Origin of the sequence: Arthrobacter sp. R4 (genome assembly GCF_051365025.1) — a bacterium.
In the GTDB taxonomy this organism is placed as follows: Bacteria; Actinomycetota; Actinomycetes; order Actinomycetales; family Micrococcaceae; genus Arthrobacter.
The window spans coordinates 222,659-247,714 of sequence record NZ_JBLWIJ010000017.1 but is presented as its reverse complement, the minus strand read 5'-3'; the positions used below and the strand labels follow the sequence as shown (position 1 = coordinate 247,714).

The 25,056-nt window shown below is 64.4% G+C and carries 26 protein-coding genes; 15 read left to right on the top strand and 11 right to left on the bottom strand.

What is annotated here, in order from left to right; translation table 11 throughout:
- Nucleotides 1-14 precede the first annotated feature (14 nt).
- The 4 genes from thiE to ACLKOZ_RS12695 all read left to right on the top strand — a co-directional run bounded on the left by thiE (nucleotide 15) and on the right by ACLKOZ_RS12695 (nucleotide 5,198).
- Nucleotides 15-767, top strand: coding sequence for a thiamine phosphate synthase (gene thiE / locus ACLKOZ_RS12710; RefSeq protein ID WP_436475475.1), 753 nt, complete (start codon nucleotides 15-17; stop codon nucleotides 765-767).
- Nucleotides 768-830: 63 nt separating this feature from the next.
- Nucleotides 831-2,327: an RNB domain-containing ribonuclease gene (locus tag ACLKOZ_RS12705; RefSeq protein WP_436475473.1), complete on the top strand. Its 1,497-nt coding sequence runs from the start codon at nucleotides 831-833 to the stop codon at nucleotides 2,325-2,327.
- 289 nt (nucleotides 2,328-2,616) lie between these two features.
- Nucleotides 2,617-4,317: a DEAD/DEAH box helicase gene (locus tag ACLKOZ_RS12700; protein ID WP_436475471.1), complete on the top strand. Its 1,701-nt coding sequence runs from the start codon at nucleotides 2,617-2,619 to the stop codon at nucleotides 4,315-4,317.
- A gap of 8 nt (nucleotides 4,318-4,325) precedes the next feature.
- Complete coding sequence (locus ACLKOZ_RS12695) at nucleotides 4,326-5,198, top strand: DNA-methyltransferase (protein WP_376044342.1); 873 nt, start codon at nucleotides 4,326-4,328, stop codon at nucleotides 5,196-5,198.
- Nucleotides 5,199-5,267: 69 nt separating this feature from the next.
- On the opposite strand, the gene ACLKOZ_RS12690 is transcribed toward ACLKOZ_RS12695, so the two are convergent.
- A complete protein-coding gene (locus ACLKOZ_RS12690; protein ID WP_436475469.1) occupies nucleotides 5,268-5,627 on the bottom strand; it encodes a hypothetical protein in 360 nt (119 codons plus the stop codon).
- 99 nt (nucleotides 5,628-5,726) lie between these two features.
- Nucleotides 5,727-6,593, bottom strand: coding sequence for a PHP domain-containing protein (locus tag ACLKOZ_RS12685; RefSeq protein WP_337350927.1), 867 nt, complete (start codon nucleotides 6,591-6,593; stop codon nucleotides 5,727-5,729).
- A gap of 58 nt (nucleotides 6,594-6,651) precedes the next feature.
- Here ACLKOZ_RS12685 and ACLKOZ_RS12680 point away from each other — a divergent pair, with 58 nt between their 5' ends.
- The gene (locus tag ACLKOZ_RS12680) at nucleotides 6,652-8,250 is read left to right on the top strand and encodes an aminopeptidase P family protein (RefSeq protein WP_337345701.1); all 1,599 of its coding nucleotides are present in this window, start codon (nucleotides 6,652-6,654) and stop codon (nucleotides 8,248-8,250) included.
- A gap of 84 nt (nucleotides 8,251-8,334) precedes the next feature.
- Here the strand turns inward: ACLKOZ_RS12680 and ACLKOZ_RS12675 are convergent, their stop codons facing one another.
- Nucleotides 8,335-9,270 carry a general stress protein gene (locus ACLKOZ_RS12675; RefSeq protein ID WP_436475466.1) on the bottom strand — a complete coding sequence of 312 codons (936 nt, stop codon included), beginning with the start codon at nucleotides 9,268-9,270 and terminating at the stop codon, nucleotides 8,335-8,337.
- Between the two features lie 77 nt (nucleotides 9,271-9,347).
- Between ACLKOZ_RS12675 and ACLKOZ_RS12670 the strand changes: the two genes are divergently transcribed.
- The 3 genes from ACLKOZ_RS12670 to ACLKOZ_RS12660 are packed head-to-tail and all read left to right on the top strand — an operon-like array spanning nucleotide 9,348 to nucleotide 12,497.
- On the top strand, nucleotides 9,348-10,631 hold the full coding sequence (locus ACLKOZ_RS12670; protein WP_131131437.1) for a magnesium transporter MgtE N-terminal domain-containing protein: 1,284 nt from the start codon (nucleotides 9,348-9,350) through the stop codon (nucleotides 10,629-10,631).
- Nucleotides 10,615-11,361, top strand: a complete 747-nt coding sequence (locus ACLKOZ_RS12665; RefSeq protein ID WP_436475464.1) for a DUF1003 domain-containing protein — start codon at nucleotides 10,615-10,617, stop codon at nucleotides 11,359-11,361. Before ACLKOZ_RS12670 ends, ACLKOZ_RS12665 begins: the two co-directional genes overlap by 17 nt.
- Before the next feature lie 8 nt (nucleotides 11,362-11,369).
- A complete protein-coding gene (locus tag ACLKOZ_RS12660) occupies nucleotides 11,370-12,497 on the top strand; it encodes an Mrp/NBP35 family ATP-binding protein (protein WP_436475462.1) in 1,128 nt (375 codons plus the stop codon).
- A gap of 55 nt (nucleotides 12,498-12,552) precedes the next feature.
- Here ACLKOZ_RS12660 and ACLKOZ_RS12655 read toward each other — a convergent pair whose 3' ends face one another.
- From ACLKOZ_RS12655 to sigE, 3 genes are all read right to left on the bottom strand, one after another.
- A complete protein-coding gene (locus ACLKOZ_RS12655) occupies nucleotides 12,553-12,963 on the bottom strand; it encodes a Sec-independent protein translocase TatB (RefSeq protein ID WP_436475460.1) in 411 nt (136 codons plus the stop codon).
- A gap of 69 nt (nucleotides 12,964-13,032) precedes the next feature.
- Complete coding sequence (locus ACLKOZ_RS12650) at nucleotides 13,033-13,881, bottom strand: anti-sigma factor (protein WP_436475458.1); 849 nt, start codon at nucleotides 13,879-13,881, stop codon at nucleotides 13,033-13,035.
- A gap of 8 nt (nucleotides 13,882-13,889) precedes the next feature.
- Nucleotides 13,890-14,507 (bottom strand): RNA polymerase sigma factor SigE, encoded by a 618-nt coding sequence (sigE, locus tag ACLKOZ_RS12645; RefSeq protein ID WP_337350922.1) that lies wholly within the window; start codon nucleotides 14,505-14,507, stop codon nucleotides 13,890-13,892.
- A gap of 231 nt (nucleotides 14,508-14,738) precedes the next feature.
- Between sigE and ACLKOZ_RS12640 the strand changes: the two genes are divergently transcribed.
- The gene (locus tag ACLKOZ_RS12640) at nucleotides 14,739-15,371 is read left to right on the top strand and encodes an O-methyltransferase (protein WP_337350921.1); all 633 of its coding nucleotides are present in this window, start codon (nucleotides 14,739-14,741) and stop codon (nucleotides 15,369-15,371) included.
- 93 nt (nucleotides 15,372-15,464) lie between these two features.
- Here ACLKOZ_RS12640 and ACLKOZ_RS12635 read toward each other — a convergent pair whose 3' ends face one another.
- The 4 genes from ACLKOZ_RS12635 to ACLKOZ_RS12620 form a co-directional block, all read right to left on the bottom strand.
- Complete coding sequence (locus ACLKOZ_RS12635; RefSeq protein ID WP_009357720.1) at nucleotides 15,465-15,632, bottom strand: DUF3117 domain-containing protein; 168 nt, start codon at nucleotides 15,630-15,632, stop codon at nucleotides 15,465-15,467.
- A gap of 233 nt (nucleotides 15,633-15,865) precedes the next feature.
- Nucleotides 15,866-17,116, bottom strand: a complete 1,251-nt coding sequence (locus tag ACLKOZ_RS12630; protein WP_436475455.1) for a hypothetical protein — start codon at nucleotides 17,114-17,116, stop codon at nucleotides 15,866-15,868.
- On the bottom strand, nucleotides 17,113-17,577 hold the full coding sequence (locus ACLKOZ_RS12625; protein WP_436475453.1) for a DivIVA domain-containing protein: 465 nt from the start codon (nucleotides 17,575-17,577) through the stop codon (nucleotides 17,113-17,115). Before ACLKOZ_RS12625 ends, ACLKOZ_RS12630 begins: the two co-directional genes overlap by 4 nt.
- A gap of 32 nt (nucleotides 17,578-17,609) precedes the next feature.
- Complete coding sequence (locus tag ACLKOZ_RS12620) at nucleotides 17,610-18,392, bottom strand: TIGR00730 family Rossman fold protein (RefSeq protein ID WP_337345692.1); 783 nt, start codon at nucleotides 18,390-18,392, stop codon at nucleotides 17,610-17,612.
- 116 nt (nucleotides 18,393-18,508) lie between these two features.
- Here ACLKOZ_RS12620 and ACLKOZ_RS12615 point away from each other — a divergent pair, with 116 nt between their 5' ends.
- The 4 genes from ACLKOZ_RS12615 (at nucleotide 18,509) to ACLKOZ_RS12600 (ending at nucleotide 21,852) form a co-directional block, all read left to right on the top strand.
- Nucleotides 18,509-19,264, top strand: coding sequence for an amino acid ABC transporter ATP-binding protein (locus tag ACLKOZ_RS12615; protein WP_436475451.1), 756 nt, complete (start codon nucleotides 18,509-18,511; stop codon nucleotides 19,262-19,264).
- A gap of 75 nt (nucleotides 19,265-19,339) precedes the next feature.
- A complete protein-coding gene (locus ACLKOZ_RS12610) occupies nucleotides 19,340-20,227 on the top strand; it encodes a glutamate ABC transporter substrate-binding protein (RefSeq protein ID WP_436475449.1) in 888 nt (295 codons plus the stop codon).
- A gap of 93 nt (nucleotides 20,228-20,320) precedes the next feature.
- Nucleotides 20,321-20,971, top strand: coding sequence for an amino acid ABC transporter permease (locus tag ACLKOZ_RS12605; RefSeq protein WP_436475447.1), 651 nt, complete (start codon nucleotides 20,321-20,323; stop codon nucleotides 20,969-20,971).
- A complete protein-coding gene (locus ACLKOZ_RS12600; protein WP_436475445.1) occupies nucleotides 20,968-21,852 on the top strand; it encodes an amino acid ABC transporter permease in 885 nt (294 codons plus the stop codon). Before ACLKOZ_RS12605 ends, ACLKOZ_RS12600 begins: the two co-directional genes overlap by 4 nt.
- A gap of 75 nt (nucleotides 21,853-21,927) precedes the next feature.
- Here ACLKOZ_RS12600 and dapE read toward each other — a convergent pair whose 3' ends face one another.
- Complete coding sequence (gene dapE / locus ACLKOZ_RS12595) at nucleotides 21,928-23,064, bottom strand: succinyl-diaminopimelate desuccinylase (protein WP_436475443.1); 1,137 nt, start codon at nucleotides 23,062-23,064, stop codon at nucleotides 21,928-21,930.
- A gap of 50 nt (nucleotides 23,065-23,114) precedes the next feature.
- On the opposite strand from dapE, the gene dapD reads away from it, so the two are divergent.
- Together dapD and ACLKOZ_RS12585 are read left to right on the top strand one after the other, a co-directional pair.
- A complete protein-coding gene (gene dapD / locus ACLKOZ_RS12590; protein ID WP_436475441.1) occupies nucleotides 23,115-24,167 on the top strand; it encodes a 2,3,4,5-tetrahydropyridine-2,6-dicarboxylate N-succinyltransferase in 1,053 nt (350 codons plus the stop codon).
- Between the two features lie 20 nt (nucleotides 24,168-24,187).
- Nucleotides 24,188-25,039, top strand: a complete 852-nt coding sequence (locus ACLKOZ_RS12585) for a hypothetical protein (RefSeq protein ID WP_436475439.1) — start codon at nucleotides 24,188-24,190, stop codon at nucleotides 25,037-25,039.
- Nucleotides 25,040-25,056 lie beyond the last annotated feature (17 nt).

Below are 25,056 nucleotides of genomic sequence, written 5' to 3'. Positions count from 1 at the left end.
CTACTCTGGTTTCCATGAACGCAGCCCTTCCTGACAGCATTGCCGTCGCCAACAACCCCCTCCCTTCCACGAGCCATGCTGCGCCCCTGGGCGATGCCCGGCTGTACCTGTGCACGGATGCCCGTAAGGATCGCGGTGACTTCGCCGGTTTTGTTGATGCGGCCTTCGCCGGGGGCGTGGACATCATCCAGCTCCGCGACAAGACGATTGAGGCAGCAGAGGAGCTGGACCTGCTGGCGGTACTGAAGGAGTCCGCCCTGCGCCATGGGCGGCTGTGGGCGGTCAATGACCGGGCCGACGTCGCGGTGCTCTCAGGTGCCCCGGTGTTCCATATTGGCCAGAAGGACCTGCCGCTGAAGGCTGCACGCACCTTGTTGAACGGCAATGCAGCCATCGGTCTGTCCACCCACACAACCTCACAGATCGACGGCGCGGTCTCGGCCTCGGCCGCAGTCACTGCCGCGCCCACTGGGCTGGACTATTTCTGTGTTGGTCCGGTCTGGGCCACCCCCACCAAGCCCGGCCGGGCCGCCGTCGGGCTCGACCTCCTCAGGTACGCCGCGGGGGCAGTCAAACAGGCGGGGTCCGTGCCCGGCGTGGCAGAGGTACCCTGGTTCGCCATTGGGGGCGTGGACCTGGGCAACGTGGAGCAGGTAGTGGAAGCGGGCGCCCGCCGGATCGTTGTGGTCCGGGCCATCACCGAAGCCGCCGATCCCGCAGAGGCCGCCGCGGCACTGCTTCGGGCCCTGGACACCGCCGGCGCCTAGGACTCCGGCCCCGGAGACGGGATGGCGTGCATTATCAGCGGAAATCGGGCTAACCTGAATTTCGTGTCACATCATCGGCTGGCCCCAAATGTCCACGAGCACACCAATGCCCTCGAGGAGGCACTGAGTGCGCTGCGGACCGAGCTGGAGCTACCGGGCGACTACCCTGCCGACGCCGTCCGAGATGCGGAAGCCGCTGTCTCCTCAAGGCAACTGCCTGATGCCGACCTGACAGGCATTGATTTCCTCACTATTGATCCTGAGTCCTCCACCGATCTAGACCAGGCCCTGTTTATTGAGCGCGCCGGTAGCGGCTATCGAGTCCTCTACGCCATCGCAGATGTACCCGCATTCGTGGTGCCCGGCGGGCCGCTGGACGCCGAGACCCGCCGCCGGGGACAGACGTTCTACGCGCCCGATGGCCGCATCCCGCTTCATCCGGAGGTCATCAGCGAGGGGGCCGGCAGCCTCCTGGCAGGCCAGCTCTGCTCTGCCTTTGTGTGGGACTTCCACCTGGACCAGGCTGCCCAGGTCAGGTCCGTTTCGGTCCAAAGGGCACGGGTCCGCAGCCGGGCCAAGCTCAGCTACAAGGGCGCCCAGGCTGAACTCGACGCCGGAACGGCCTCGCCGGTGTTGGAGCTCCTTAAGGAAGTGGGCCTGAAGCGTGTTGAGCTGGAGCGGGAACGCGATGGCGCGAGCCTGAACATGCCCGAGCAGGAGATCGTGCAGCTTCCCGACGGCGGCTACCGGATCGCCGCTGCTCCCCAGCTCCCGGTCGAGGACTGGAACGCCCAGATCTCGCTCATGACAGGAATGGCTGCGGCCACCCTGATGCTTGAGGGCAAAGTCGGCATCCTGCGGACCATGCCCGCCCCTGACGAACGGTCCCTGGGGCACTTCCGGCTGCAGACCGAGGTTCTGGGCAAGCCCTGGGACGGGAAAGCGGGCTACGGGGAGTATCTCCGCACGCTTGACCCCACGGATCCACGGCAGCTGGCCATCATGCATTCGGCGGGAATGCTTTTCCGTGGTGCCAGTTATACGGCGTTCGACGGCGAAATCCCCAATGATGCCCGCCAGTCCGCGATCGGAGCCGCTTACGCCCACACCACCGCTCCGCTCCGCCGGCTGGTGGACCGCTTTGTCCTGGTCATCTGTGAGGCACTCAGCAACGGCAGCCCCGTCCCGGCCTGGGCGCGGGAAGCGCTGCCCTCCCTGCCGGTGATCATGGCCGGTTCCGATCAGCTGGCTGCCAGGATGGAGCGCCTTGCGCTGGACACCGTGGAGGCCGCCCTGCTGGTCAACCATGTGGGCCAGGAATTCGACGCGATCGTCATTTCAGGGTCCAAGCCGCAAAAGGACAACGGCAAAAACGGCAATGGCTCCAACGGTAACGGCAATGGAAGGAACGGGAACGGCCCTTCCGGAATCATCCAGATAGCCGAGCCTGCCGTCACGGCCCGCTGTGCCGGTGACCTCGAATCCGGCACCAAAGTCCGGGTCCGGCTTCTCTCCTCGGACATCGCCACGCGGGAAGTGCATTTCGAGCTCGTCGGGTAGGCGCCGGGGCGGCCGAAAGGGGCAAAGCCGGGTTTAAGACTCCTTGCCGGTAGACTGAAGAAGTAGATATGGATGCCCGGTCGTTGATTTCCTTGATTTTGAATTCAACAAGCCCGCCCCTACGCGATCTTGAGATACGCCCGCTGGTCACCAGTGCCAGCAATTAGATAGCCCGCGATCGGCTTCCACTGGATTTGCTTGCGCGCTTCGAGCGTGCTCCGGAACGGCCACGTTGGCCGGCCCGTTGAGCAGGCAGCGCCAATGCCCAAATGAATAAGGAAACTCACCTGTGAGTGAATTGCATACCCACCAGCTCCTGATTGACGATTCCGGCACCGAGGTCATCGAGCCGGAAGAAACCATTATCTCGGACGAAAAGCCCCATGAGATCGAGGAGAAATCCTTCGCAGACTTCAACGTCCGCGCCGATATCGTGGAGTCCCTCGCCGATGCCGGGATCACCCACCCGTTCCCGATCCAGGCCATGACACTGCCGGTGGCGCTCTCGGGCCACGACATCATCGGACAGGCCAAAACCGGAACCGGCAAGACCCTCGGCTTCGGCATCCCCGCGCTGCAGCGCGTCGTGGGCCGTGACGATCCAGGCTTCGACAAGCTCGCCGTCCCGGGCGCCCCGCAGGCGCTGGTGATCGTTCCCACCCGCGAGCTCGCCGTGCAGGTAGCCAACGACCTCCAGACCGCCTCCCGCAAGCGCAATGCCCGCATCGCCACCATTTATGGCGGCCGCGCCTACGAGCCGCAAGTCGAAGCCCTGCAGAACGGCGTCGAAGTTGTCGTCGGTACCCCCGGCCGGCTCATTGACCTTTACAAGCAGAAGCACCTGAGCCTCAAGAACGTCAAGATCGTCATCCTCGACGAAGCCGACGAAATGCTGGACCTCGGATTCCTCCCGGATGTGGAAACGCTGATCGCCGGCACGCCTGCGGTCCGCCAGACGCTCCTGTTCTCAGCCACGATGCCCGGGCCGGTCATTGCGATGGCTCGCCGCTACATGACCCAGCCCACCCACATCCGTGCGGCCGACCCCGACGACGAGGGGCTCACCAAGCGCGATATCCGCCAGCTCATCTACCGTGCCCACAGCATGGACAAGATCGAGGTCGTGGCGCGCATCCTGCAGGCTCGTGGCCGTGGCCGCACCATCATCTTCACCAAGACCAAGCGGACCGCCGCCAAGGTGGCAGAGGAGCTGGTGGACCGCGGGTTCGCGGCTGCCGCCATCCACGGTGACCTCGGCCAGGGTGCCCGCGAACAGGCCCTCCGGGCTTTCCGCAACAACAAGGTGGACGTCCTGGTGGCCACGGACGTCGCCGCCCGCGGCATCGACGTCGACGACGTCACCCACGTCATCAACTACCAGTGCGTTGAAGACGAAAAGATCTACCTGCACCGCGTGGGCCGCACCGGCCGCGCCGGGAACAAGGGTACGGCCGTCACGTTTGTGGACTGGGACGACATGCCCCGCTGGGGCCTCATCAACAAGGCACTCGGCCTCAGCGTACCGGAGCCCGTTGAGACGTACTCTTCCTCCCCGCACCTCTATGAGGAGCTGGACATTCCGGAGGGAACCAAGGGCCGGCTGCCGCGCAACAAGCGAACCCTTGCCGGTGTTAACGCCGAAGTCCTGGAGGACCTGGGCGAGACCGGCAAGAAGAACTCCCGCAGCAGCGGACGTGACGGTGCACGTGACGCGGCGAAGGACAGCGGACGCGACAGCAGCCGCGACCGCGCACGCTCATCCAGCCGCCGCAGCGGAACTGATACGGCCCCCCGCTCAGGTGAGCGCCGCCGTCGTACCTCCGACGCGGCGACTGCAGGCACCGGCCCCGCCACGGAACCGGCGGCTACAGCCCCGGCCGAAGGGGACCAGTCGCGCACCCGCCGCAGCCGGACACGCACCCGCCGCCGCAACGGCGAAGTGGTGGCCGGCAGCGACAACGGCGCACAGCCGGGCAGCGCCGAGGCCTAAAAGCCTCAATGACTGAATCTGTCTGGGCGCCGGACGGCAGCAACCTGGTGGTACACGCGGACAACGCGGAATTCCTCCCCTCGCTGCCGGACGGCGCCTTCACACTCATTTACGTGGACCCGCCGTTCAACACCGGCCGGGCCCAGCAGCGCCAGGAAACGCGGATGGTGGTCAACGCCGAAGGTTCCGGAGACCGCGTGGGCTTCAAGGGACGTTCCTACGACACCATCAAAGGCGCCCTGCACCGTTACGACGACGCCTTCAGCGACTATTGGTCCTTCTTGGAGCCGCGGCTCGTGGAGGCCTGGCGGCTGTTGGCGGACGACGGCACGCTGTACCTTCACCTGGACTACCGCGAAGTGCACTATGCCAAGGTCATGCTGGACGCCATCTTCGGCCGGGAATGCTTCCTGAACGAGATCATCTGGGCCTACGACTACGGGGCGAGGGCCAAGTTCCGCTGGCCCACCAAGCACGACAACATCCTGGTGTATGTGAAGAACCCGGCGAAATACCATTTCGACAGTGCCGAGGTGGACCGGGAGCCGTACATGGCGCCGGGGTTGGTCACGCCCGCCAAACGCGAGCTCGGCAAGCTGCCCACTGACGTCTGGTGGCACACCATCGTCTCGCCCACCGGCAAGGAAAAAACCGGCTACCCCACGCAGAAGCCTGAGGGCCTTGTCCGCCGGGTGGTTGCCGCGTCTAGCCGGCCCGGAGACTGGTGCCTGGACTTTTTCGCCGGTTCCGGCACGCTCGGTGCGGTGGCCGCCAAACTGGACAGGAAGTTTGTGTGCGTGGACCAGAACCAGCCAGCCATCGACGTCATGGCCAAACGGTTGGGCACCCGCGCGACGTTTACGTCGTTCCCCCCCAACTAGGTCGCAGCTAATGTCGTTTTGAGCCTCCAATACGACATTAACTGCGACCTAGATTCGTCGCTGGTTCGGCTAGCAGGTTTCCATCAGCTGGATTCCGTGATCTCTCTGCCGGTTGTCCAGGACCGCTCCGTTGGAGTCGCAAATGGCGTTGACCAACAGGGCAAAGCCTTCACCGTTCTGGAAGTTGCCATTGTTGCCAGCGCCTTCCGGGACAGTTCCTGGCGGCAGGAACACCCAAGCACCCGCCTCCAGTACGTACGCCCAGTTGCCCTGCACGTGGACGTTGATGTTAGGGCCGGGAATGAAGATGAAGTCGCTGCCCGTGTAGGCCGACCGGCTGACGTTGGAACAGTCCAGCGCATTGGCTGCCGTGGGGACAAACATAAAGAGTGCGGCCAGGCCAGCCGCGGCGAATGATTTCCTGAACATGGTTTCTCTCCGTCTACCGTACGAAATGTTGCATGGCGACGAGACCTTTTGGCGATGAACACCACCCCCGGCAAGCGCAAGACTACTCAGCCCGGAGCGTTAGTCAAGATGTGCGGAACTCCCGCGCACTACTGCCGTCCCGGTGGCCAGCTCCTCGATCCGCGCCAGCACCTGGGGCGTCGTCAGGTTCTCTCCCAGCAGGTTGGGTTTGCCGGTGCCGTGGTAGTCGGACGAACCTGTAACCAGGAGTCCATGCTTAGCCGCGAGGCCCCTCAGGTATTCACGGCCGGCCTCAGGATTGTCCCTGTGGTCGATCTCCAGGCCCACCAGGCCGGCGTCGATCATCTCCTGGTACGTGCGCTCCCCCACGATCCGTCCACGTGCGGAAGCCACCGGATGCGCAAAGACGGGGACGCCGCCGGCGGCACGGACAAGTTCGACGGCGGTTGCGGGGTCGGGTGCGTAGTGCTGGACGAAGTAGCGCGAATGGGAAGTCAGGATGGAGGTGAAGGCCTCTGAACGGTCCGCCACTACACCGGCGGCCACGAGCGCATCCGCGATGTGGGGGCGCCCCAGCGTGGCACCGGGTGCCACATGATGGATGACGTCGTCCCACGTCAGCGGATAGTCCTCCGCAAGCAGGGTGACCATGCGCTCGGCGCGGGTAAGGCGGGCGTCCTTGGCCTTCGTGATCTCCTCCAACAGCCCTGGGTGGTCAGGATCGTGCAGGTAGCTCAGCAGGTGCACGCTGATCCCCTCCGCCGTCCGGCAGGAGACCTCCATGCCCGGAACGAGCGCCACGCCGAATTGCACGGCTGCGGCCGAGGCTTCGGCCCAGCCATCCGTGGAGTCGTGGTCTGTCAGCGCGACGACATCCAGCCCTGCGCGGGCGGCCGAGGCCATCACATCGGCGGGTGTTTCCGTGCCGTCGGAAACATTGGAGTGGGCATGCAGGTCAATCCTCACCTGCCCAGCCTAGTTGACCGCGTTCGCGCAGCCGCGTAGCTGGTGAGACGATGGTGCCGTGAACGATGCCGAAAACACCCTGAACTCTGCTTCCCAGCCCCTCGAAGAGCGCGTCAACAACCGCTCGCAGCGGCCCAGTTCCGATGCCTTCAAGGCCTTTATGGCCAGCAATTGGGCGCCTTCCACTAAGGAACTGCCGGCGCGCGATACCGTAGCCAGTTACGCCGCGACCCGGCGAAGGACCATCTCTGACCAGTTCAAAGGCGAACGCCTGGTCATTCCCGCCGGCCCGCTGAAGGTGCGCTCCAACGACTGCGACTACCGCTTCCGCCCGCACTCCGCATTCGCCCACCTCACCGGCCTGGGCCTGGACCACGAGCCGGACGCCGTACTCATCCTCGAACCTGTCGGAGAAGGAAAGGGCGACGACGGCGGGCACCACCATGCCACGCTGTACTTCCGCCCGCTGGCCGGCCGGGACACCGAACAGTTCTACGCCGACTCGCGATCCGGCGAGTTTTGGATCGGCGCCCGTCCCACCCTGGCTGAGTTTGAAGCACGGTTGGGCCTTCCCACCGCGCACATTGACGCGCTCGAAACCGCGATCACGAAGAATGTGGGCGCTCCCGAGATCGGCGGGATCTCCATTCGCCTGGTCCGCAAGGTGGACGAGAACATCGATGCCCTGGTGGACACGGCCCGTTACAACACAGCCAAGGACCCGGACAACCTGGACCTCGCGGTCCTCGATGCGCTGGATGAGAAGCTGTCCGAAGCCCTGTCCGAGCTTCGCCTCCTGAAGGACGAGTGGGAGATTGAGCAGATGAAGACGGCAGTCGCGGCCACGGTCGAAGGCTTTGTGGAAGTGGTCAAGTCCCTTCCCCGTGCCCTGACCCATGACCGCGGCGAGCGGGTTGTGGAAGGCGCGTTCTTTGCGCGTGCCCGCGAGATCGGCAACGAACTCGGTTACGACACCATCGCGGCCTCGGGCAACAACGCCACCGTGCTGCACTGGACGCGCAACACCGGCAGCATCAACGCCGGGGAGCTCCTGCTCCTGGACGCGGGAGTGGAAGCCGACTCCCTGTACACCGCCGACATCACCCGCACCCTGCCTGCCAACGGCATGTTCAGCGAGATCCAACGCAAGGTCTACGAAGCGGTCCTCGACGCCGCCGACGCCGGGTTCGCCGCCGCCCGGCCCGGGGCCAAGTTCCGGGACATCCACACCGCAGCCACGACGGTCCTGGCCGAGCGGCTCGCTGAGTGGGGCCTGCTGCCCGTCAGCGTGGAGGAAGCGGTCAGTCCCGAGGGGCAGCAGCACCGCCGCTGGATGCCGCACGGCACCAGCCACCACCTCGGACTGGACGTGCACGACTGCGCACAGGCCAGACGGGAGCTGTACCTGGATGGCATCCTGACCGAGGGCATGGTGTTCACTATCGAACCGGGCCTGTATTTCAAGAACGAGGACCTGGGCATCCCGGAGGAGTACCGCGGCATCGGAGTCCGGATCGAGGACGACGTCCTGATGACGGCCAATGGCCCCATCAACCTCAGTGCCGCGCTGCCCCGCAAGGCCGACGACGTCGAGTCCTGGATGGCCGGCATCTATCGGGAAGCCAACGGCGAAGGCAGCCAGCAGGCCCCCGCATAGCCCGCTGCGGCTATATACGCCAACGGACACCTAAGCCCCTGGGGTTTAGGTGTCCGCTCGCGTTTAAAGCCGTGGGCGTAACGACTAGGAGCCTGCTTCGTCCCGGTTCCTGTCCGGTGCCACGTCTGGCTGCCGCGCAGGCTGCCCGGAGTCCGGGTGGTCGCTGCCGGGCCCGGCGTTGTTGGCGGGTGAGGCAGGCGCGGGGTTATCGCTGACACGCACGCCGTACTGCGGCCGGCCATCGGGCAGGTCAGGATAGCGAACCGCCGAGACGGGGGCCGGAGCAGGCTGCGCCTGGCCCTCGGCCGGCTGGCCTGGTTGTGCGGCCGCAGCGGGGCCGCCCTGAGTGCCGGGGCCCTGCTGTCCGTACGGATCGTTCCAGCTGGCCGGCCTCACGGGAGCCTGCCCTTGCTGGTGACCGGGCTGTTGGCCGGGCGCCTGCCCCGGCTGCTGGTAAGGCTGGTTGTGGTAGTCGCCCTGCGTGTATGGCCTCGGCCCGGCAGCGGCGTCGGACCGTGTCATCGGCAGCTGCTGGAGCAGCCGCCGGGCTTCGTGGGCTGCCTCTGGCGAAACCACCACGTCATAGCTTGTGGCCACCACTTGGCTGGTAGAGGTGAAGTCACGCTTTCCCCGCTGCATGGCGTAGGTGACAATGCCGAACAGCATAAAGAAGGCGGCACCCATCAACACGGACGTCAGGATGGAGAAGTAACCCGGGGACGGTGCGAAGAAGGACAGCATCACGCCGACGAACAGACCGAACCACATGCCGCTCAGCGCCCCCGACAATGCCACGCGGGGGTAGCTGAGGCGTCCCGTCACGCGCTCCACCATCTTGAGCTCGTTGCCCACGATGGACACCATCTGGACCGGGAACTGCTGGTCAGCGAGATAGTCCACAGCCTTCTGGGCATCCAAGTAGGACGTGTAGGAACCCACGGTGTCACCTGTGGGGACGGTGCGGGACTCGTCCACGCCGTTGGACCCGCCGGCCTTCGGACCACCAAAAATGTTTGACATAACTCCATTCTTGCCTATCAGCATGTGTGCCGCCTGTAAATTCAGCTAAAAGAGAGCAGACTCGGTAGCCTGTAGACGTGAGCACAAATCTTTCGCGCGTCTTCGTTGCGCGCCTTCTGGGTCTTGACGTCTTCGACCCGCTGGGCGACCGTCTGGGCCGGTTGCGCGATGTTGTGGTGCTCTCGCGCGGAAGCCGGGGCGCCCCCCACGTGGTAGGCATCGTCGTCGAAGTTCCGGGTAAGAAACGCGTTTTTGTGCCGATGACGCGCATTACCTCGATCGACCAGACCCAGATCATCTGCACCGGCCTGGTCAACCTCAGGCGATTTGAGCAGCGCGGCGCCGAGACACTGGTAGTGGCGGAAATGTTTGACCGCCGGGTAACGCTCAGGGACGGCAGCGGTGACGCCACCATCGAGGACATCGCCATGGACCAGCACCGTTCCCGGGACTGGTTCGTCAGCAAGCTGTTTGTCCGCCGGGGCCATTCCCTCTCGCCCCTGAGCCGCCTGCGCCGCAACGAGACCATGATCATCGACTGGGCCGACGCCCTCCAGGGTGCCCGTACCGAGCCCCAGGCCGCAACGCAGTTCGTAGCAAACCATGAAGACCTAAAGCCCGCGGACTTCGCCGAGGCGCTGCAGGAGATGAGCGATAAGCGCCGCTTCGAGGTAGCCAGTGAACTCCAGGACGAACGTCTCGCCGATGTCCTGCAGGAGCTCCCGGAGGATGACCAGGTGGAGATCCTTTCGGCCCTTGATGTCCAGCGCGCCGCTGACGTCCTCGAAGAAATGGACCCGGACGACGCCGCCGACCTCCTCGGCGAACTGCCAACCGCCCAGGCCGAAGAACTGCTGCAGCTGATGGAGCCCGAAGGCGCCGAAGACGTCCGGCGCCTGCTCGAATATGACGAGGATACCGCTGGCGGCCTGATGACGCCGGTGCCGGTGATCCTGCCCCCGGAGGCGACCGTCGCCGAAGCCCTGGCCCACGTCCGGCGCGAGGAACTCTCGCCCGCCCTGGCTTCGTCCATCTTCATCGCCAGGCCACCGCTCGAGACTCCGACCGGCCGATTCCTGGGCGTCGTGCACATCCAGCAGCTCCTGCGATTCCCACCCTTCGAGCCCTTGGGGAACCTCGTGGACAAAAACCTGGAGCCGTTGTCGGACCAGGCCCACATCAGCGAAGTCGCCAGGACGCTCGCTACCTACAACCTGAACTCCCTGCCCGTGGTCAATGATGACGGCCGGCTCGTGGGGGCGGTGACTGTTGATGACGTTTTGGATCATCTGTTACCGGATGATTGGCGCGCCCATGATGGCGAAGCCCCGATAAGAAGGCTCGGTGGCCGCATTGGCTGACAATACCGCTCCCAAGAATCCCGGCCAGCGCGGCACAGGGAAGGCAGCAAACAAAGGAAGCCTCGACACACCCCTGAGCGGCCGCAAGCGGATCCTGCCCAAGTTCTCCCCCGATCCGGACGCTTTCGGCCACGCAACCGAAGGTTTTGCCCGGTTCATGGGTACGCCCCAGTTCCTGGTCTACATGACAGTCTTCGTCGTCATCTGGCTGGTCTGGAACACCTGGGCACCGCTGGAGTGGCAATTCGACTCCCGCGCCCTCGGCTACACCTTGCTGACGCTGATGCTTTCGCTGCAGGCGTCCTATGCTGCACCCCTGCTGCTGCTGGCCCAGAACCGGCAGGATGACCGCGACCGCGTCTCGCTGCAGCAGGACCGCCAGCGCGCTGAACGCAACCTGTCCGATACCGAATACCTGACCCGTGAGCTCGCCTCGCTACGGATCGCACTTCGCGAGGTGGCCACACGCGACTACGTCCGCGCGGAGCTGCGTTCATTGCTGGAGGACATGCTGGAGGCCCAGGAGGAACTGCGGACGCACGACCCCTCCGGGGCCGGCAGCCACGAATCACCGCGGGACAAGGTCAAGGAGAAGCTGAAGGAGAAACGGGATCGGCAGCGGAGCCCCCGCACGCAGCAGATCCCCCGGGTCAAGCCCAGTCACGCCGCCCAGCAACCCGCCGTACCGCCGCAGCCCCCCGAAACCCGTACAACCCCGGAAGTCGAGTAAACGCCTGCATGTCTGAATCCCTGCACCAGGCGGTTAATACTGCCCTGGCCACCGTCATCGACCCTGAACTCCGCCGCCCCATCACGGAGCTGGGCATGGTGGACTCGGTGGAGATTTCCGACGACGGCCGTGTTCGGCTTGCCGTGCTGCTCACCATCGCCGGTTGTCCCCTCCGCGACACCATTACGTCCGACGCCGAAAAGGCGCTGTCCGCGGTTCCCGGGGTCACCGCCGTCGAGGTTGAACTGAAGGTCATGAACCAGGCCCAGCGCGACGCCCTGAAGGAACAGCTGCGCGGCGCCGGCGGCCAGCGCGGCATCCCCTTCAACCAGCCCGGTTCGCTGACCAAAGTCTTCGCCGTGGCCAGCGGCAAGGGCGGCGTAGGGAAGTCTTCCGTCACCGTTAACCTGGCCTGCGCCCTGGCCGCGCAGGGACTCAGGGTAGGGATCGTGGACGCCGACGTCTACGGCTTCTCGGTTCCGGCGCTGATGGGCATCACGCAGGCCCCGACGCGGGTGGACGACATGATTCTGCCACCGGTCGCGTACGGAGTAAAGGTCATCTCCATCGGGATGTTCGTCACGGCGAACCAGCCTGTAGCCTGGCGCGGTCCCATGCTGCATCGTGCCTTGGAGCAGTTCCTCACCGATGTCTACTTCGGTGACCTCGACGTGCTCTTCCTTGACCTGCCCCCGGGCACTGGCGACATCGCGATCTCTGTAGCCCAATTGCTGCCCAAGGCGGAAATCCTGGTGGTCACCACGCCGCAGGCCGCTGCGGCGGATGTCGCCGAGCGGGCAGGCGCCATCGCTACCCAAACGGGGCAGTCGTTGGCTGGAGTCATCGAGAACATGTCGTACCTCGAGATGCCCGACGGCGGCAGGATGGATTTGTTCGGAAGCGGCGGCGGGGAGGTCCTCGCCGAGCGGCTCACGGCAACAGTGGGTTCAGAGGTACCGTTGCTGGGCCAGATTCCGCTGGACATCCTCCTGCGGGAAGGCGGGGACACCGGTTCGCCGATCGTGCTGGGGCAACCGGAGACGCCGGCCGCTAAGGCGCTTGTAGAGATTGCCGGCAAGCTGTCGGCGAAACCGCGCGGGCTGACGGAGATCAAGCTGGGGTTGCAGCCGCGCTGACTGCCATGGGCCGGCGGATCGGCGGGACCCTCCCTGCGCCCTCGCCGTGCAGTTCCTAGGTTGCTTCGGTGTCGAAGGGCGCTGCTTCACCGGCTGGCAGCTGCTGGATAACCCGTTCAGGGCGGGGGGCCGTCGTAGTCGCACCGGCAGTGACGGCTGCGGCGCCAGCCACTGCTGCCACCGCTGGCGCACCTGTGCTGACCGGTTTGGAGTCGTCGTCAAGAAGCGCTTCCTTGATGATGCGCCGGGGATCGTACTGGCGGGGATCGTATTTCTTCCAGTCGACCTCGTCGATGTCGATCCCCACCTCCTCTTTGATCTGCTCGCGGGCGCCGGAGGCCATGCGTCGGACTTCCTTGACCAGGTTCGCAAGTTTCTGGGTGTATTCGGGCAGCCGCTTGGGACCGATCACCAGAATGCCGATGATCAGCAGAAGGAAGAACTCCGGGCCGTTGATTCCAAACACTTTAGGAAGATTACCCTCTCCGGGGTCATGCTGACGATTCGCGCTTACCACCGGCGGCAACAGCCAGTTTTAAGGCGTCAGAATCCGGACGATTTTGTGCAGGCCACGCTGCAGTCGTTCACTCAGGGGCTCCGCTGCGGGAGGATTGACGGACGCCGTCTCCTCCGGGGCAACGCCCGCGCTGATACCGGTCGCGGCGAGGGCGGTGAGCCGCTGAAGGACAGGGAGGGCGTCGTCCGCCCGGTCCGCCGGCAGGTCGGATTCGTACGTGAGGGTGCTTACTCCTGACTGGAAGACCGCCGTCCCGGGTGCGGAGCTCAAGATGGACACATCACTGTCCCCTCCAGGCGTGCGGACGTCATGCTGCTCGACGACCTTGGCATAGTACCGGCCGTCAGAGAGCTTCATCTCGACGGCCGGGCGACCGTCCAGGGTGGTTGCCCTGGCAGAAAGAACGTGAAAGCCCAAAGACTCCAGCTCAGGACACACCCAGCCTTCCAGGCGCAGCCCTGCAAGTTGTCCGGCGCTCAGCTCCCGGCCGTCGGCGGGCACTTTGGCGGGTTGCTGTACAAAGCTGCCAGCGGCCGAACTGGCAGCCATCGGCAGCGGGTCGCCGGCCAGGGCGAAAGCGCTTGCGGCCAGGACCCCGGCAGCCGCCGCCGTTCCGCCGGCTGCGAAGGCCAGGATCTTCGCTCCGCGGTGCGGACTGCGTGACGGCTCGCAGGAGGCCATGGCAAGGACATGGGTCTGCTGCAGCAGGCGGGCAGTGAGGTCCTGGCTGGCAGGCGGGATGGCGGCTTCCCGCAGTCTTTCGATGTACTGGCGTTCGCGGCGCACGGCCGAGGCGCACTCCGGGCAGCTCTTAAGGTGGCTGTCGGTCCGGGGATGCCTGCGGAACAGCGGGTTGTCGGGAGTCATGAGGCCGATCAGAGAATGCTGGCGATGCGTGGCATCGAAAGCTTCGGCTTGCGCGAGTGCTGCGGCCGTGGGTCCCGGTGCGCGAGCTTCTCACGCAGCATAGTCCGGCCGCGGTGGATGCGCGAACGCACGGTCCCCAGCTTGACGCCAAGCGCCGCTGCAACTTCGTCGTAGGACAGGCCCTCGAGGTCGCACAGCACAACTGCCGCGCGGAAGTCCGGCGGAAGCTCCTCCAGTGCGGCCTGCACATCGAGGTCCAGGTTGTTCAGTTCGAAGCTCTGCTCCGGCCCCGGTTCGCGGCCCGGGATCCGGGATTCGGCATCCTCCGCCAGCGCGTCAAAACGGATGCGGCTCTTCCGGCGGGCCTGATCCAGGAACAGGTTGGTGGTGATGCGGTGCAGCCAGCCGTCCAACGTCCCTGGTTTGAAGTTTTCCAGCGACCTGAAGACCCGGACAAAGACCTCCTGGGTGAGGTCCTCGGCGTCGAACTTGTTTCCGGTCAGGCGGTAGGCCAGCCGATAGACTTTCGCGGAATGGTTGGCAACCACTTCTTCCCAGGTTGGCCTGACCCATTCGACCGCAGGATCTTGTGATGCAGGGACAGGTGCCACAACTGATGCTGACATCGTCCACTCCCCTCGTGGATAAGCTAACGCCCGGATACTGTTGACATCTCTGGTTCGGCGCCGATCACCGTATGGATGAGCGGATCTTCATCATTTCAAAGTTGGCTGGGAATTTCCTGATTGGCAAGCCACTTCTGCCAAAGGCGCAACCCCCGGGATCCGGCGTCCGTGCCTGAAGACACAGTAGGCTGTATTCAACACTCCCCTGCCGCCCAGAAAGCGAAATCACCCATGAGCGCCGACAAGTCCACGAGCTGGTCCTATGCAGAAGATCTGCCCGCAGAGGATGAAGTCATGCTTCGTGCACGCGAACGCTCCTTTGAGCTGGGAGTGACCCCGATCGGACGCGGCGTAGGCGCCGTATTGACGGTCCTGGCAGCGTCCTCCAAGGCGCAGACCGCCGTCGAAATCGGTACTGGAGCAGGAGTTTCCGGTGTGTGCCTCCTGCGCGGCCTGGGGCCCCAGTCCGTGCTGACCACCATCGATGTGGACGTTGAACACCTGAAAGCGGCACGGGAGGCGTTCTCCGAGGCCGGCAGCCCTGCCAACCGCACGCGCACTATCTCCGGACGTGCTGGTGACGTCCTGCCGCGGCTCACCGACTCCGCCTACGACCTCGTCTTCATCGACGCCGACAAGCCGGGCCTGCCGGGTTACGTGGAACAGGCCGTCCGCCTGCTGAAGTCCCGGGGGCTGCTGATCATCAACGACGCCCTGGACAAAGATCGGGTGGCCAACCCTGCCAACAGGGATGCCACCACCGTTGTGCTCCGCCAGGTGGGCAAAACCATCCGCGACGACGAGCGGCTCGCCTCCAGTATGCTTCCCACCGGCGACGGCCTTTTGGTCGCGGTCAAGAAATAGTCGGTCAAGAATAGGCACGCCTGCGGAATAGTCCCGGCCAGGAATAAGGCCAGGGCCCGCAGCCCTAAGGCTGCGGACCCTGGCCCAGCGAGATTATTCGGTAACGCCTACGAGGCATTCCTTAAGGTTTGCCGCTTCCGCTGCATTGAGTTCAACAACAAGCCGTCCGCCACCTTCGAGCGGCACACGCATAATCAGGCTGCGGCCCTCCTTGGTGACTTCCATAGGGCCGTCGCCGGTGCGTGGTTTCATAGCCGCCATGAGGAATTTCCCCTCCAATTAGTCCAGGACATACCAGCCCGGACGGGCTGTGTCCGCATGGTCAATCAAGCCGCTATGGCGGCACGCGTGGGCACCGCCATGGCTGAACATATTCTGAATGCTTTTGTCCTTGCTTACTTACTATTATCCCGTAATTACCCGCACGTAGCTAATCGATGGACATTTCCGGCCGCGTCGCATTCCTGCACTCCGCCGCCGGGCAGGACGGGCAATCACGGCGGATAGTCGCCGCCTCCGGGCAGTTGAGCCCAGGCCCACAGCCAGACAATCCAGACGATCTGCAAAATAATAAACATCAGGATCACTGTGCCGCGGTAGGCCTTGGAGCGGGACAACACCGCTGCAGCGAGGGCCAGCGGAAAAAGCGGAAGCAGCATCCTGAACGTGCTGGTCTGGGGATGCAGGAACAGCAACAGGTATCCCATGTAGCAGGCGCACCACAAACGGAGTTCAACACCGAGTTTCAGTACAGGTGGGCTGAAGAGCATCAGCGCAAACAGCCCGGTAAAAGCGAACGGCGCAACCACGCCCAGTACCGGCCCAAAGAGCTGGATGCCTGTGTCGAACCATGGCTTGAACGGCACGAGGTCGTGACCCCGCCAAACCGTTTCCGTCTTGGTGTACGCCTCGATGTCACCGGTAGCGGACCAGGCCGCGGCAGGCCAGATGAGCGCGGCGGCTCCGCTGAGCGCGGTCAGGCCAGCCAGGGCGCCCAGCTCCCGCCGGCTGTGCACCTGGGAGTCCTGTTCACCACGGCCTCGTTGCACCAGCCGGCAGATAAACAGCACTCCAACCATGGCGGCAAATGGCACCCCCACCGGCCGGGAGAGGCTCATCAGCAGCACTACGGGCATCGCTAGGTAGTACTGCCGCCTTACCACCAGCAGCAACGCCGCACCCAGTAGGAGGATGGTCAATGGCTCGGCATAGGGCACCTGGAGTATCGCGGAAACGGGGAAGGTCGCGAAGAACGCCACGGCCCACATGGCTGTGCTGTGCGGCACCCTGTGGCGGAACAGGCTGTAGAGGACCAGGGCTGCCATCAACCCTGAGAGCATCGCGATGAGTGCCAGCGCCGCTGCCGGCGCGATGCCGGTCAGCGCTGAAAGTGCCCCGCCAAGGAAAGGGAAAAGCGGGTAGAACGCCCAAGCGTTTTCCTGGACATTGCCGGCCGCGTCAACGGGGAGGACCGCCGGGTAGCCGTTGCTGATGACCTCGCCGTACCACCGCGCGTCCCAGATATTGATGAAGTTCCAGTAATCCGGCTTGGCAGGGAACCAGGGGTTGGTTCCCTGGTGCCGGGCTGCAGCCACGAAGATACCTGCGCTGACCAGCCTGGCCGCCACGTAGAGGGCTGAAACCTGAAGCCACCACGGCCAGTGCCGGACCGCATCTCCGGCCCGTGTCGCCAGTGCGCTGATCGAGGAGGCGAAGCCCTGCCTGCTTCCAGTGTCCGTGCTCAAGCCCCGTCCTCCGCCGGGCTCCGGCCCGGGCCCGGCGGTGCCTGTTCCGGTCCCTGTTGCGGTGTCGGTTCCGCTGCCTGTTGCGGTTCTTGGTCCGTGTCCGCCGGGTTCTGAATCACGCGCTGTGCCTCAACAAGCCGCGCAGTCAGTTGCTCCACTTCCCCGCGCTTGGCGGCGAGCTGGTCGCGAAGCTCATCAAGCACCTGGTCCACCTGGTCCATGCGGTAACCGCGCAGGCCCAGGGAAAAGCGGACGCGGTCGACGTCGGCCGGCGCCGCATCGGCGGGGAGCAGGACTGGAGGAAGGTTTGCCACGGGCTGCTCGAAGCCGGCGTCGAGGAGTCCGCTTTCCCGTACGGCGCCCGGGCGGCCGCGCCGGAAGATGCTGGAAGGGCCGCCGGCACCGGCCCACACGACAGCGCCAACCAGCACGATGGCAAGGAAAACCAGGAAGTAGCTCACAGCATCAATCGTGCCAGATCGCGGACAACCTGCTATTCGGGCCGCTGCTCGCCGTTGGACGGTACCTGGACGGTGCCGTGGAGCACGCGGTCCACGGCGTCGGCGGCGTCGTCCACAACCTGGATCAGGTCCAGGTCCTTCTCGGAAACCATGCCCTCGGCCACCAGTGTGCCCTTGATCCACTCGATCATCGGACCCCAGAAGTCGACACCGAGCAAGACGATGGGGAAGGAGGTGACCTTCCGCGTCTGGACCAGCACCATTGCTTCGAACAATTCGTCCAGCGTCCCCAGCCCGCCTGGAAGGACAATGAAGCCCTGGGCATACTTCACGAACATCGTCTTGCGCGCAAAGAAATACCGGAAGTTGATGCCGAGGTCCACCCATTGGTTGAGGCCCTGTTCAAAGGGAAGTTCGATGCCCAACCCCACCGACACTCCGTTTCCCTCAACGGTCCCCCGGTTGGCGGCTTCCATGGAACCGGGACCGCCTCCGGTAATCACAGCCACGCCCGCCTCCGCGAGTTTCCGGCCCACTTCCACGCCCATCTCGTAGTAAGGGCTCCCCGGCTTGGTCCGGGCGGAACCGAAAACGCTGACCGCCGGGCCCAAGTCTGCCAATGCCCCGAAGCCTTCAACGAACTCGCTTTGAATCCTCATCACACGCCACGGATCGGTGTGGACGAACTGCCCGGCACCCTTGGTGTCAAGCAAATGCTGATCAGACATTTCCACGGCCGCCTGTTTGCGGCGGAGTTCAAGGGGCCCCTTACGGCGCGGCTGGGAAGTTTTGGCCGGATCTGCGTTGATGCTCATCACACAAGGCTAGCGCCACGGCGGGCACACCAGCGGCAGGTATCTCTTGAATCACGATCCGCACGAACTTGGCGTGATTCCCGTCATAAGAGGTCTTTGTTCGCTAGATTCTTCCTATGACTACTCATGTGCCCGGCGACGCGCTCGTCTCCCTGAACGGTGTGAATAAGCATTATGGTCAGCTGCACGTTCTCAAGGACATCAACCTGAATGTCCGCAAGGGCGAAGTGGTTGTTGTCATCGGGCCGTCCGGCTCAGGCAAGTCCACGTTGTGCCGTGCCATCAACCGGCTCGAAACCATCGAGGGCGGCACCATCAGCATCGATGGGAAAGTCTTGCCGGAGGAGGGGAAGGAACTTGCCCAGCTGCGCGCCGACGTCGGCATGGTCTTTCAGTCCTTCAACCTCTTTGCGCACAAGACCATCCTCGAGAACGTGACCCTGGGACCCATCAAAGTCAAGAACGTGCCGAAGGCCCAGGCCGACAAGGAAGCCATGGCGTTGCTGGAGCGGGTGGGCGTGGGACACCAGGCCCCCAAACTGCCGGCGCAGCTCTCCGGCGGCCAGCAACAGCGCGTGGCCATCGCCCGTGCCCTTGCCATGAAGCCGAAGGTCATGCTCTTTGACGAGCCAACTTCCGCCCTCGACCCCGAGATGATCAACGAAGTCCTTGATGTCATGATCCAGCTGGCCAAGGAAGGCATGACCATGGTGGTGGTCACCCACGAAATGGGATTCGCCCGGAAGGCTGCAGACCGCGTTGTCTTCATGGCAGACGGCCAGATCGTCGAGGACGCAACACCGGAGGAATTCTTTACCAACCCCCAGAGCGACCGCGCGAAGGACTTCCTCTCCAAGCTGCTGACCCACTGATTTCCCCTCTCCGGACACACCCACCCCAGTTCGCACCCAGGCCGTGACCCACGGCCGACCAATGAAAGGAATGTCATGAAGGCATTTATGACCCGGCGGAAGTCGTTCTTCGTGGCGGCTACCGCTGCCCTGGCGCTGTCCCTGAGCGCATGTGGCGGCACCACTCCCGGCACCACCGCTGATCCCACCGTTGCCGAAAAGCCCACTTTCGCCGCCGGCACCACGATGGAGAAGCTTTCCAACCAGGGCACGATTAAGATCGGCACGAAGTACGACCAGCCGCTCTTCGGCCAGGTGGGCCTGGATGGCAAGCCCGTTGGCTTTGACGTCGAGATGGGCAAGCTGATCGCCGCGAAGCTCGGCATCGCCGCGGACAAGATCGAATGGTCGGAAACCGTCTCCGCCAACCGCGAACCGTTCATCGAACAGGGCAGGGTAGACCTGGTCATCGCGACCTACACCATCAACGACAAGCGCAAGCAGGTTGTGGATTTTGCCGGCCCGTACTACGAGGCCGGCCAGGCCCTGATGGTCCTCAAGGACAACGACTCGATCAAGAAACCCGAAGACGTCAAGGGCAAGAAGGTCTGCTCCGTCACCGGCTCCACCCCTGCTGCCACGATCGTGGACAAGTATGGAGCCGAGCTGTCGCCGGCCGGAACCTACTCAGCCTGCCTTGAGCCGCTGCGCAACAAGCAGGTTGAAGCCATCACCACGGACAACGTGATCCTGGCCGGTTTTGTGGACAAGGAGCCTGACGTCTTCAAGCTGGCGTCAGATGAAACCTTCACCAAGGAGCCCTACGGCATCGGCCTGAAGAAGGGCGACACCGAGTTCCGCAACTGGATCAACGACCAGCTCGAAGCGTTCGAAGAGGACGGGTCCTACAAGAAGGCCTGGGAAGCCACCGCGGGAACCGTCATCAAGACTGCCCCGGCACTCCCTGAGCTCGACCGCTACTAAACAGCGCCAGCGGTTGCCGGGACGACGGCGCTCAGCCCGTTCCCGGCAACCGCTTCCCGTTTTCGCCCCCAACGCCCAGAGCCGAAGGATCCTATGGAAGTCATCATCGAAAACCTCCCCCTGTACTGGGAGGGCCTTCTCCGCACTCTTTTCCTATCCGTCGTCTCCGGGATTATCGCACTTGCCGTGGGGACACTCCTGGCAGCAGCCCGCGTCTCCCCCGTTGCAGCCCTGCGGGGTTTCAGCACCGTGTACGTGGAAGTCCTCCGGAACACGCCTCTGACCATCGCCTTCTTTTTTGCTGTGGTTGTCCTCCCCCGACTGGGTGTGACATTCCAGCAGTTCGAAGTCGCTGCCATTATTGCCCTCAGTGCCTACACGGCAGCCTTCATCGCCGAAGCTGTCCGCTCAGGCGTGAACAGTGTCCCGCTGGGCCAGGCGGAGGCCGCCCGAAGCATCGGCATGAAGTTCGGCCAGGTACTCTCCCTGATCATCCTGCCGCAGGCTCTTCGGACGGTGATCCCGCCACTGATCAATATCCTGATTGCCCTTGTAAAGAACTCCTCCGTGGCCGGCGCATTCTTTGTTCTTGAACTGTTCGGTTATGGCCGCCAGTTGGCCAACGCCCACGGAGACCAGGTTATGACCGTGCTGCTGGGCGTAGCGTTCTTCTATCTGCTCCTCACCATTCCGCTGGGCATCCTGGCCAGCACGGTGGAACGAAAGGTGGCGATTGCCCGATGACTTCCGTCCTATACGACGTTCCCGGCCCCAAAGCACGCCGGGTATCGCTGATCGGTTCCGTGGTCGGCTCCGTCCTGATTCTCGGGCTGCTCGCCTTTATCGTCATGACCTTGGCGCAACAAGGCATTTTCGAAGGCCGCCGCTGGGCGATCTTCACCCGGGCCGATGTGTGGACGCTACTCGCAAACGGCATCGGTGCCACGCTCAGTGCGGCTGCCATCGCAGCGGTCATCGCCTTCCCGCTAGGCCTGATGCTCTGCCTGCTGCGGATCTCCCTGGTCCCTTGGATCAGGATTCCCACCCGCGTGGTCCTGGAGTTCCTTCGTGGCATGCCAGTGGTGCTGATGATGCTGTTCGTGTTGCTGGTGTTCGGGACCACCCCGTTCATCGCGGTGATTGCCGGGCTTGTCCTGTACAACTCTGCTATCTTCGCTGAGATCATCCGTGCCGGTATCCAGTCCCTGCCCAAAGGCCAGCGCGAGGCGGGCCTGACCATCGGCCTGACAAGCTTCCAGTCAAGGATGCTCATCGAACTGCCGCAGGCGGTCCGCCGGATGATGCCATCGCTCGTTGCCCAGCTTGTGGTGCTCCTCAAGGACACCTCGCTTGGTTACATCGTGGCGTACGGCGAACTCCTCCGTGCTGTCCAGGTCATGGCTGACTTCCTGGGTAACGCGTTCCTGTTCCCCATCTTCTTCGTGGCCGCGGCCATCTACATTGCGATCAATATCGTCGTTTCCAGGATCGCGGTCTGGATCGAGCGCCGTGGGTCCAAGAAGACAGCCGGCGGCGTTGCTCCTGCCATGATTCGAACCGGCCTTGAAGGTGCTGGCAACGACCCCGTTGCCCAGAACATCGTTCCAGGTCCAGAAAAGAAGTAGCCACGCAGTAAAAGAAGGGTCCGCAGCCGGCAGGCTGCGGACCCTTCCTGCATTGCGGATTAAGCGCGCTGCGGATTAGGCGGAAAGCCAGCTTCGCAAGGCACGCAGGCATTCGCGGATGGCGTCGGCGTCCACGTGCTCGTTGTCCTTGTGGGCCAGCAGCGGATCTCCCGGACCGAAGTTCACCGCCGGGATCCCCAGTTCGCTGAAGCGTGCGACGTCGGTCCAGCCGTATTTCGGTTTCGGCTCGGCTCCGACGGCGGCCACGAAGGACGCGGCTGCGGGGTGGTTCAGGCCCGGACGCGCTCCGGCGGCAGCATCGGTGCGCACGACGTCGAAGCCTTCGAGCAGTTCGCGCACGTGGGCCTCCGCCTGGTCAGGCGTCTTGTCAGGGGCGAAGCGGTAGTTGATCTCCACCACGCAGCGGTCCGGAATGACATTGCCTGCCGTGCCGCCGTTGATCTTCACGGCGTTGAGGCTTTCCCGGTAGTCCAGACCATCAACGTTGAAGGTCTGCGGTTCGTAGGCAGCCAGCCTGGCCAGGATCGGGGCCACGGCGTGGATGGCGTTCCTGCCCATCCAGGCGCGGGCGGAATGCGCTGCCTCCCCCACCGTAGTGGCCTCAAAACGGCTGGTCCCGTTGCACCCGCCCTCCACCGTTCCGTGGGTTGGCTCCAGGAGGATGGCAAAATCGCCACCAAGGAGCCCGCCGTAATTGCGGACCAAGCGGCCCAGCCCGCTCTTGACCGCTTCCACTTCCTCGTGGTCGTAGAAGACAAAGGTGACATCGCGACTGGGTACCGCGCCGCCGTCGAACATGGTGGCTGCCAGGGCCAGCTGGACCGCAACGCCGCCCTTCATGTCCGTGGCTCCACGTCCATACAGGACCCCTTCGCCCGGAATACCGGACTCCCAGCTCGACGGGACAGTGCCACGCGCGCCCTCGGTGGTGGGCAGCGGAACGGTGTCCAGGTGACCGGCAAGGATGACCCGTTCCGGCCGACCCAACTCCGTCCGCGCAATCAAGGAGTCGCCGTCGCGCACCACGTGCAGTTGCGGGATGGCTCGCAGGGCGGCCTCAACGGCGTCGGCCAACTCCGTCTCGTTGCCGGAGACACTGTTGATGTCCATGATGGCGGCGGTGAGGAGGGCAACGTCCTGGTGGACGTCGAGCGGCAGGATGGAAGCGTCAGGAGCAGTTTCGGCAGTCACGAAGCCAGTCTAGTTCGAACCGGAGGTCCGGCTCTCGATAGACTGGGCCCATGACTGAGACCGCTACTTCTGCCGTGCCCGAAAACCAGAACGCAACCGTTGATGCCCGCTCCGCCTATGGCTTCGGAGTCGCCACCATCGCCACCGCTCCCGGCGACGAAAACGGCGTGGAAAATGCCAACGCCACCGTCCTGGACGTCTGGTTCCCGGCCCCCGCCCTTGGCGTGGCCGCGGAGAGCCTGCGGGCCGTCGAAAACGCTGACCCCACCCTGACTGAAATCGCGAAGAACGGGGCCGACGCCGACCGTGGAACCGAGCAGAAAGTGGTTTTCGTCCAGATAAACCTGGATGAAGCACCGGCAGACACAGCTGACGCGTACCTGCGCCTGCACCTGCTGTCGCACCGCCTCGTGAAGCCCAACACCATCAACCTTGACGGCGTCTTCGGCAAACTCGCCAACGTCGTCTGGACCAATTTCGGCCCCGCCGCCGTGGAAGGCTTCGAACTGACCCGCGCCAAGCTGCGCAAGCGCGGCGCCGTCACCGTTTTCGGCGTCGACAAATTCCCGCGGATGGTGGACTACGTGGTACCCACCGGAGTCAGGATCGCCGACGCCGACCGCGTCCGCCTCGGTGCCCACCTCGCCGAAGGAACCACGGTGATGCACGAGGGCTTTGTGAACTTCAACGCCGGCACGCTGGGGACATCGATGGTGGAAGGCCGGATCTCCGCCGGCGTAGTCACCGGTGACGGCAGCGACGTCGGAGGCGGCGCGTCCATCATGGGCACCCTGTCCGGCGGCGGCAAGGAAAAGATCGCCATTGGCGAGCGCGTGCTGCTGGGTGCCAACTCCGGCGTCGGAATCAGCATCGGCGATGACTCTGTGGTGGAAGCAGGCCTCTACGTCACTGCCGGCACGCGCGTTCGCGTGATCGGCCCTAAGGACGCCGACGGCGAGGACACCACGAAGGTGGTCAAGGCCGTGGAGTTGTCCGGTGTTCCGAACCTCCTGTTCCGGCGCAACTCCACCACAGGCGCTGTGGAGGTCCTCCCCCGCAAGGGCCAGACCGTGGAACTCAACGACGCCCTGCACGCCAACTGAGCCCCGCACATCATTCTTCAGTGGCACGTAAACGTGGCCTCCGGCGACCTGTGGTGCTGCTCCTCACTCTGGCACTGGTAGGAGGCGCGGTTTACACGGCTGTTTCGTTTCTGCAGCGCTCCGAGACCCTGGTCTCGGAGCGCTGCACAGCCGTGGTTGGCTCCCAGACGGCGGAACTGGCTACTGACCAGGCGGTCAACGCGTCCCTGATCACCGCCGTCGCGGTCCAGCGCGGGCTTCCGCCGCGGGCTGCAAGCATCGCCCTGGCCACTGCCATGCAGGAATCCAAACTGCGCAACATCAGCCACGGTGACAAGGCCGGTCCGGATTCGCGGGGGCTGTTCCAGCAGAGACCGTCCCAGGGATGGGGGACGGAGGCACAGATCATGGACCCCTACTACGCGGCCAACGCGTTCTACGACGCACTGGTCAAGGTACCGGGCTACGAATCCCTGGAAATCACCGACGCCGCCCAACGGGTGCAACGCTCCGCATACCCCGACGCATATGCCCAGCACGAGGAAATGGGCCGGTACTTCGCGTCCGGACTGACGGGCCAGTCGCCGGAAGCCGTGAACTGCACGCTGCGCTCCCCTGACGCTCCGGGCGACCCCGCCCGAGTGGCCGCCGAGTTGTCCCAGGCTTATGGCGCCCTGGACACCACGGCCGAGGCGCAGACGCTGACCATTGAGGCAAGCGGCGCCCGGGCGTGGTCGGTGGCCCATTGGGCCGTTGCCAACGCCAAGGGCCTTGCAGTCATCAATGTGGAGGTTGCCGGGCGAAGCTGGAGCCGCGGCGGCGACGGATGGCAGGTCTCCAATGCCGCCGACAGCCAGGTACGGATAACCGTCTCGCCTCCGATCGACAGCTAGGCTCCTCCGGCGTCCGA

Excerpts from the sequence above, each read along its gene's own strand:
- thiE (WP_436475475.1), top strand. The coding sequence starts at position 15 with ATGAACGCAGCCCTTCCTGACAGCATTGCCGTCGCCAACAACCCCCTC.
- ACLKOZ_RS12695 (WP_376044342.1), top strand. The coding sequence starts at position 4,326 with ATGACTGAATCTGTCTGGGCGCCGGACGGCAGCAACCTGGTGGTACAC.
- ACLKOZ_RS12690 (WP_436475469.1), bottom strand. The coding sequence starts at position 5,627 with ATGTTCAGGAAATCATTCGCCGCGGCTGGCCTGGCCGCACTCTTTATG.
- ACLKOZ_RS12675 (WP_436475466.1), bottom strand. The coding sequence starts at position 9,270 with ATGTCAAACATTTTTGGTGGTCCGAAGGCCGGCGGGTCCAACGGCGTG.
- ACLKOZ_RS12660 (WP_436475462.1), top strand. The coding sequence starts at position 11,370 with ATGTCTGAATCCCTGCACCAGGCGGTTAATACTGCCCTGGCCACCGTC.
- ACLKOZ_RS12650 (WP_436475458.1), bottom strand. The coding sequence starts at position 13,881 with ATGACTCCCGACAACCCGCTGTTCCGCAGGCATCCCCGGACCGACAGC.
- sigE (WP_337350922.1), bottom strand. The coding sequence starts at position 14,507 with ATGTCAGCATCAGTTGTGGCACCTGTCCCTGCATCACAAGATCCTGCG.
- ACLKOZ_RS12640 (WP_337350921.1), top strand. The coding sequence starts at position 14,739 with ATGAGCGCCGACAAGTCCACGAGCTGGTCCTATGCAGAAGATCTGCCC.
- ACLKOZ_RS12635 (WP_009357720.1), bottom strand. The coding sequence starts at position 15,632 with ATGGCGGCTATGAAACCACGCACCGGCGACGGCCCTATGGAAGTCACC.
- ACLKOZ_RS12620 (WP_337345692.1), bottom strand. The coding sequence starts at position 18,392 with ATGAGCATCAACGCAGATCCGGCCAAAACTTCCCAGCCGCGCCGTAAG.
- ACLKOZ_RS12615 (WP_436475451.1), top strand. The coding sequence starts at position 18,509 with ATGACTACTCATGTGCCCGGCGACGCGCTCGTCTCCCTGAACGGTGTG.
- ACLKOZ_RS12610 (WP_436475449.1), top strand. The coding sequence starts at position 19,340 with ATGAAGGCATTTATGACCCGGCGGAAGTCGTTCTTCGTGGCGGCTACC.
- ACLKOZ_RS12605 (WP_436475447.1), top strand. The coding sequence starts at position 20,321 with ATGGAAGTCATCATCGAAAACCTCCCCCTGTACTGGGAGGGCCTTCTC.
- ACLKOZ_RS12600 (WP_436475445.1), top strand. The coding sequence starts at position 20,968 with ATGACTTCCGTCCTATACGACGTTCCCGGCCCCAAAGCACGCCGGGTA.
- dapD (WP_436475441.1), top strand. The coding sequence starts at position 23,115 with ATGACTGAGACCGCTACTTCTGCCGTGCCCGAAAACCAGAACGCAACC.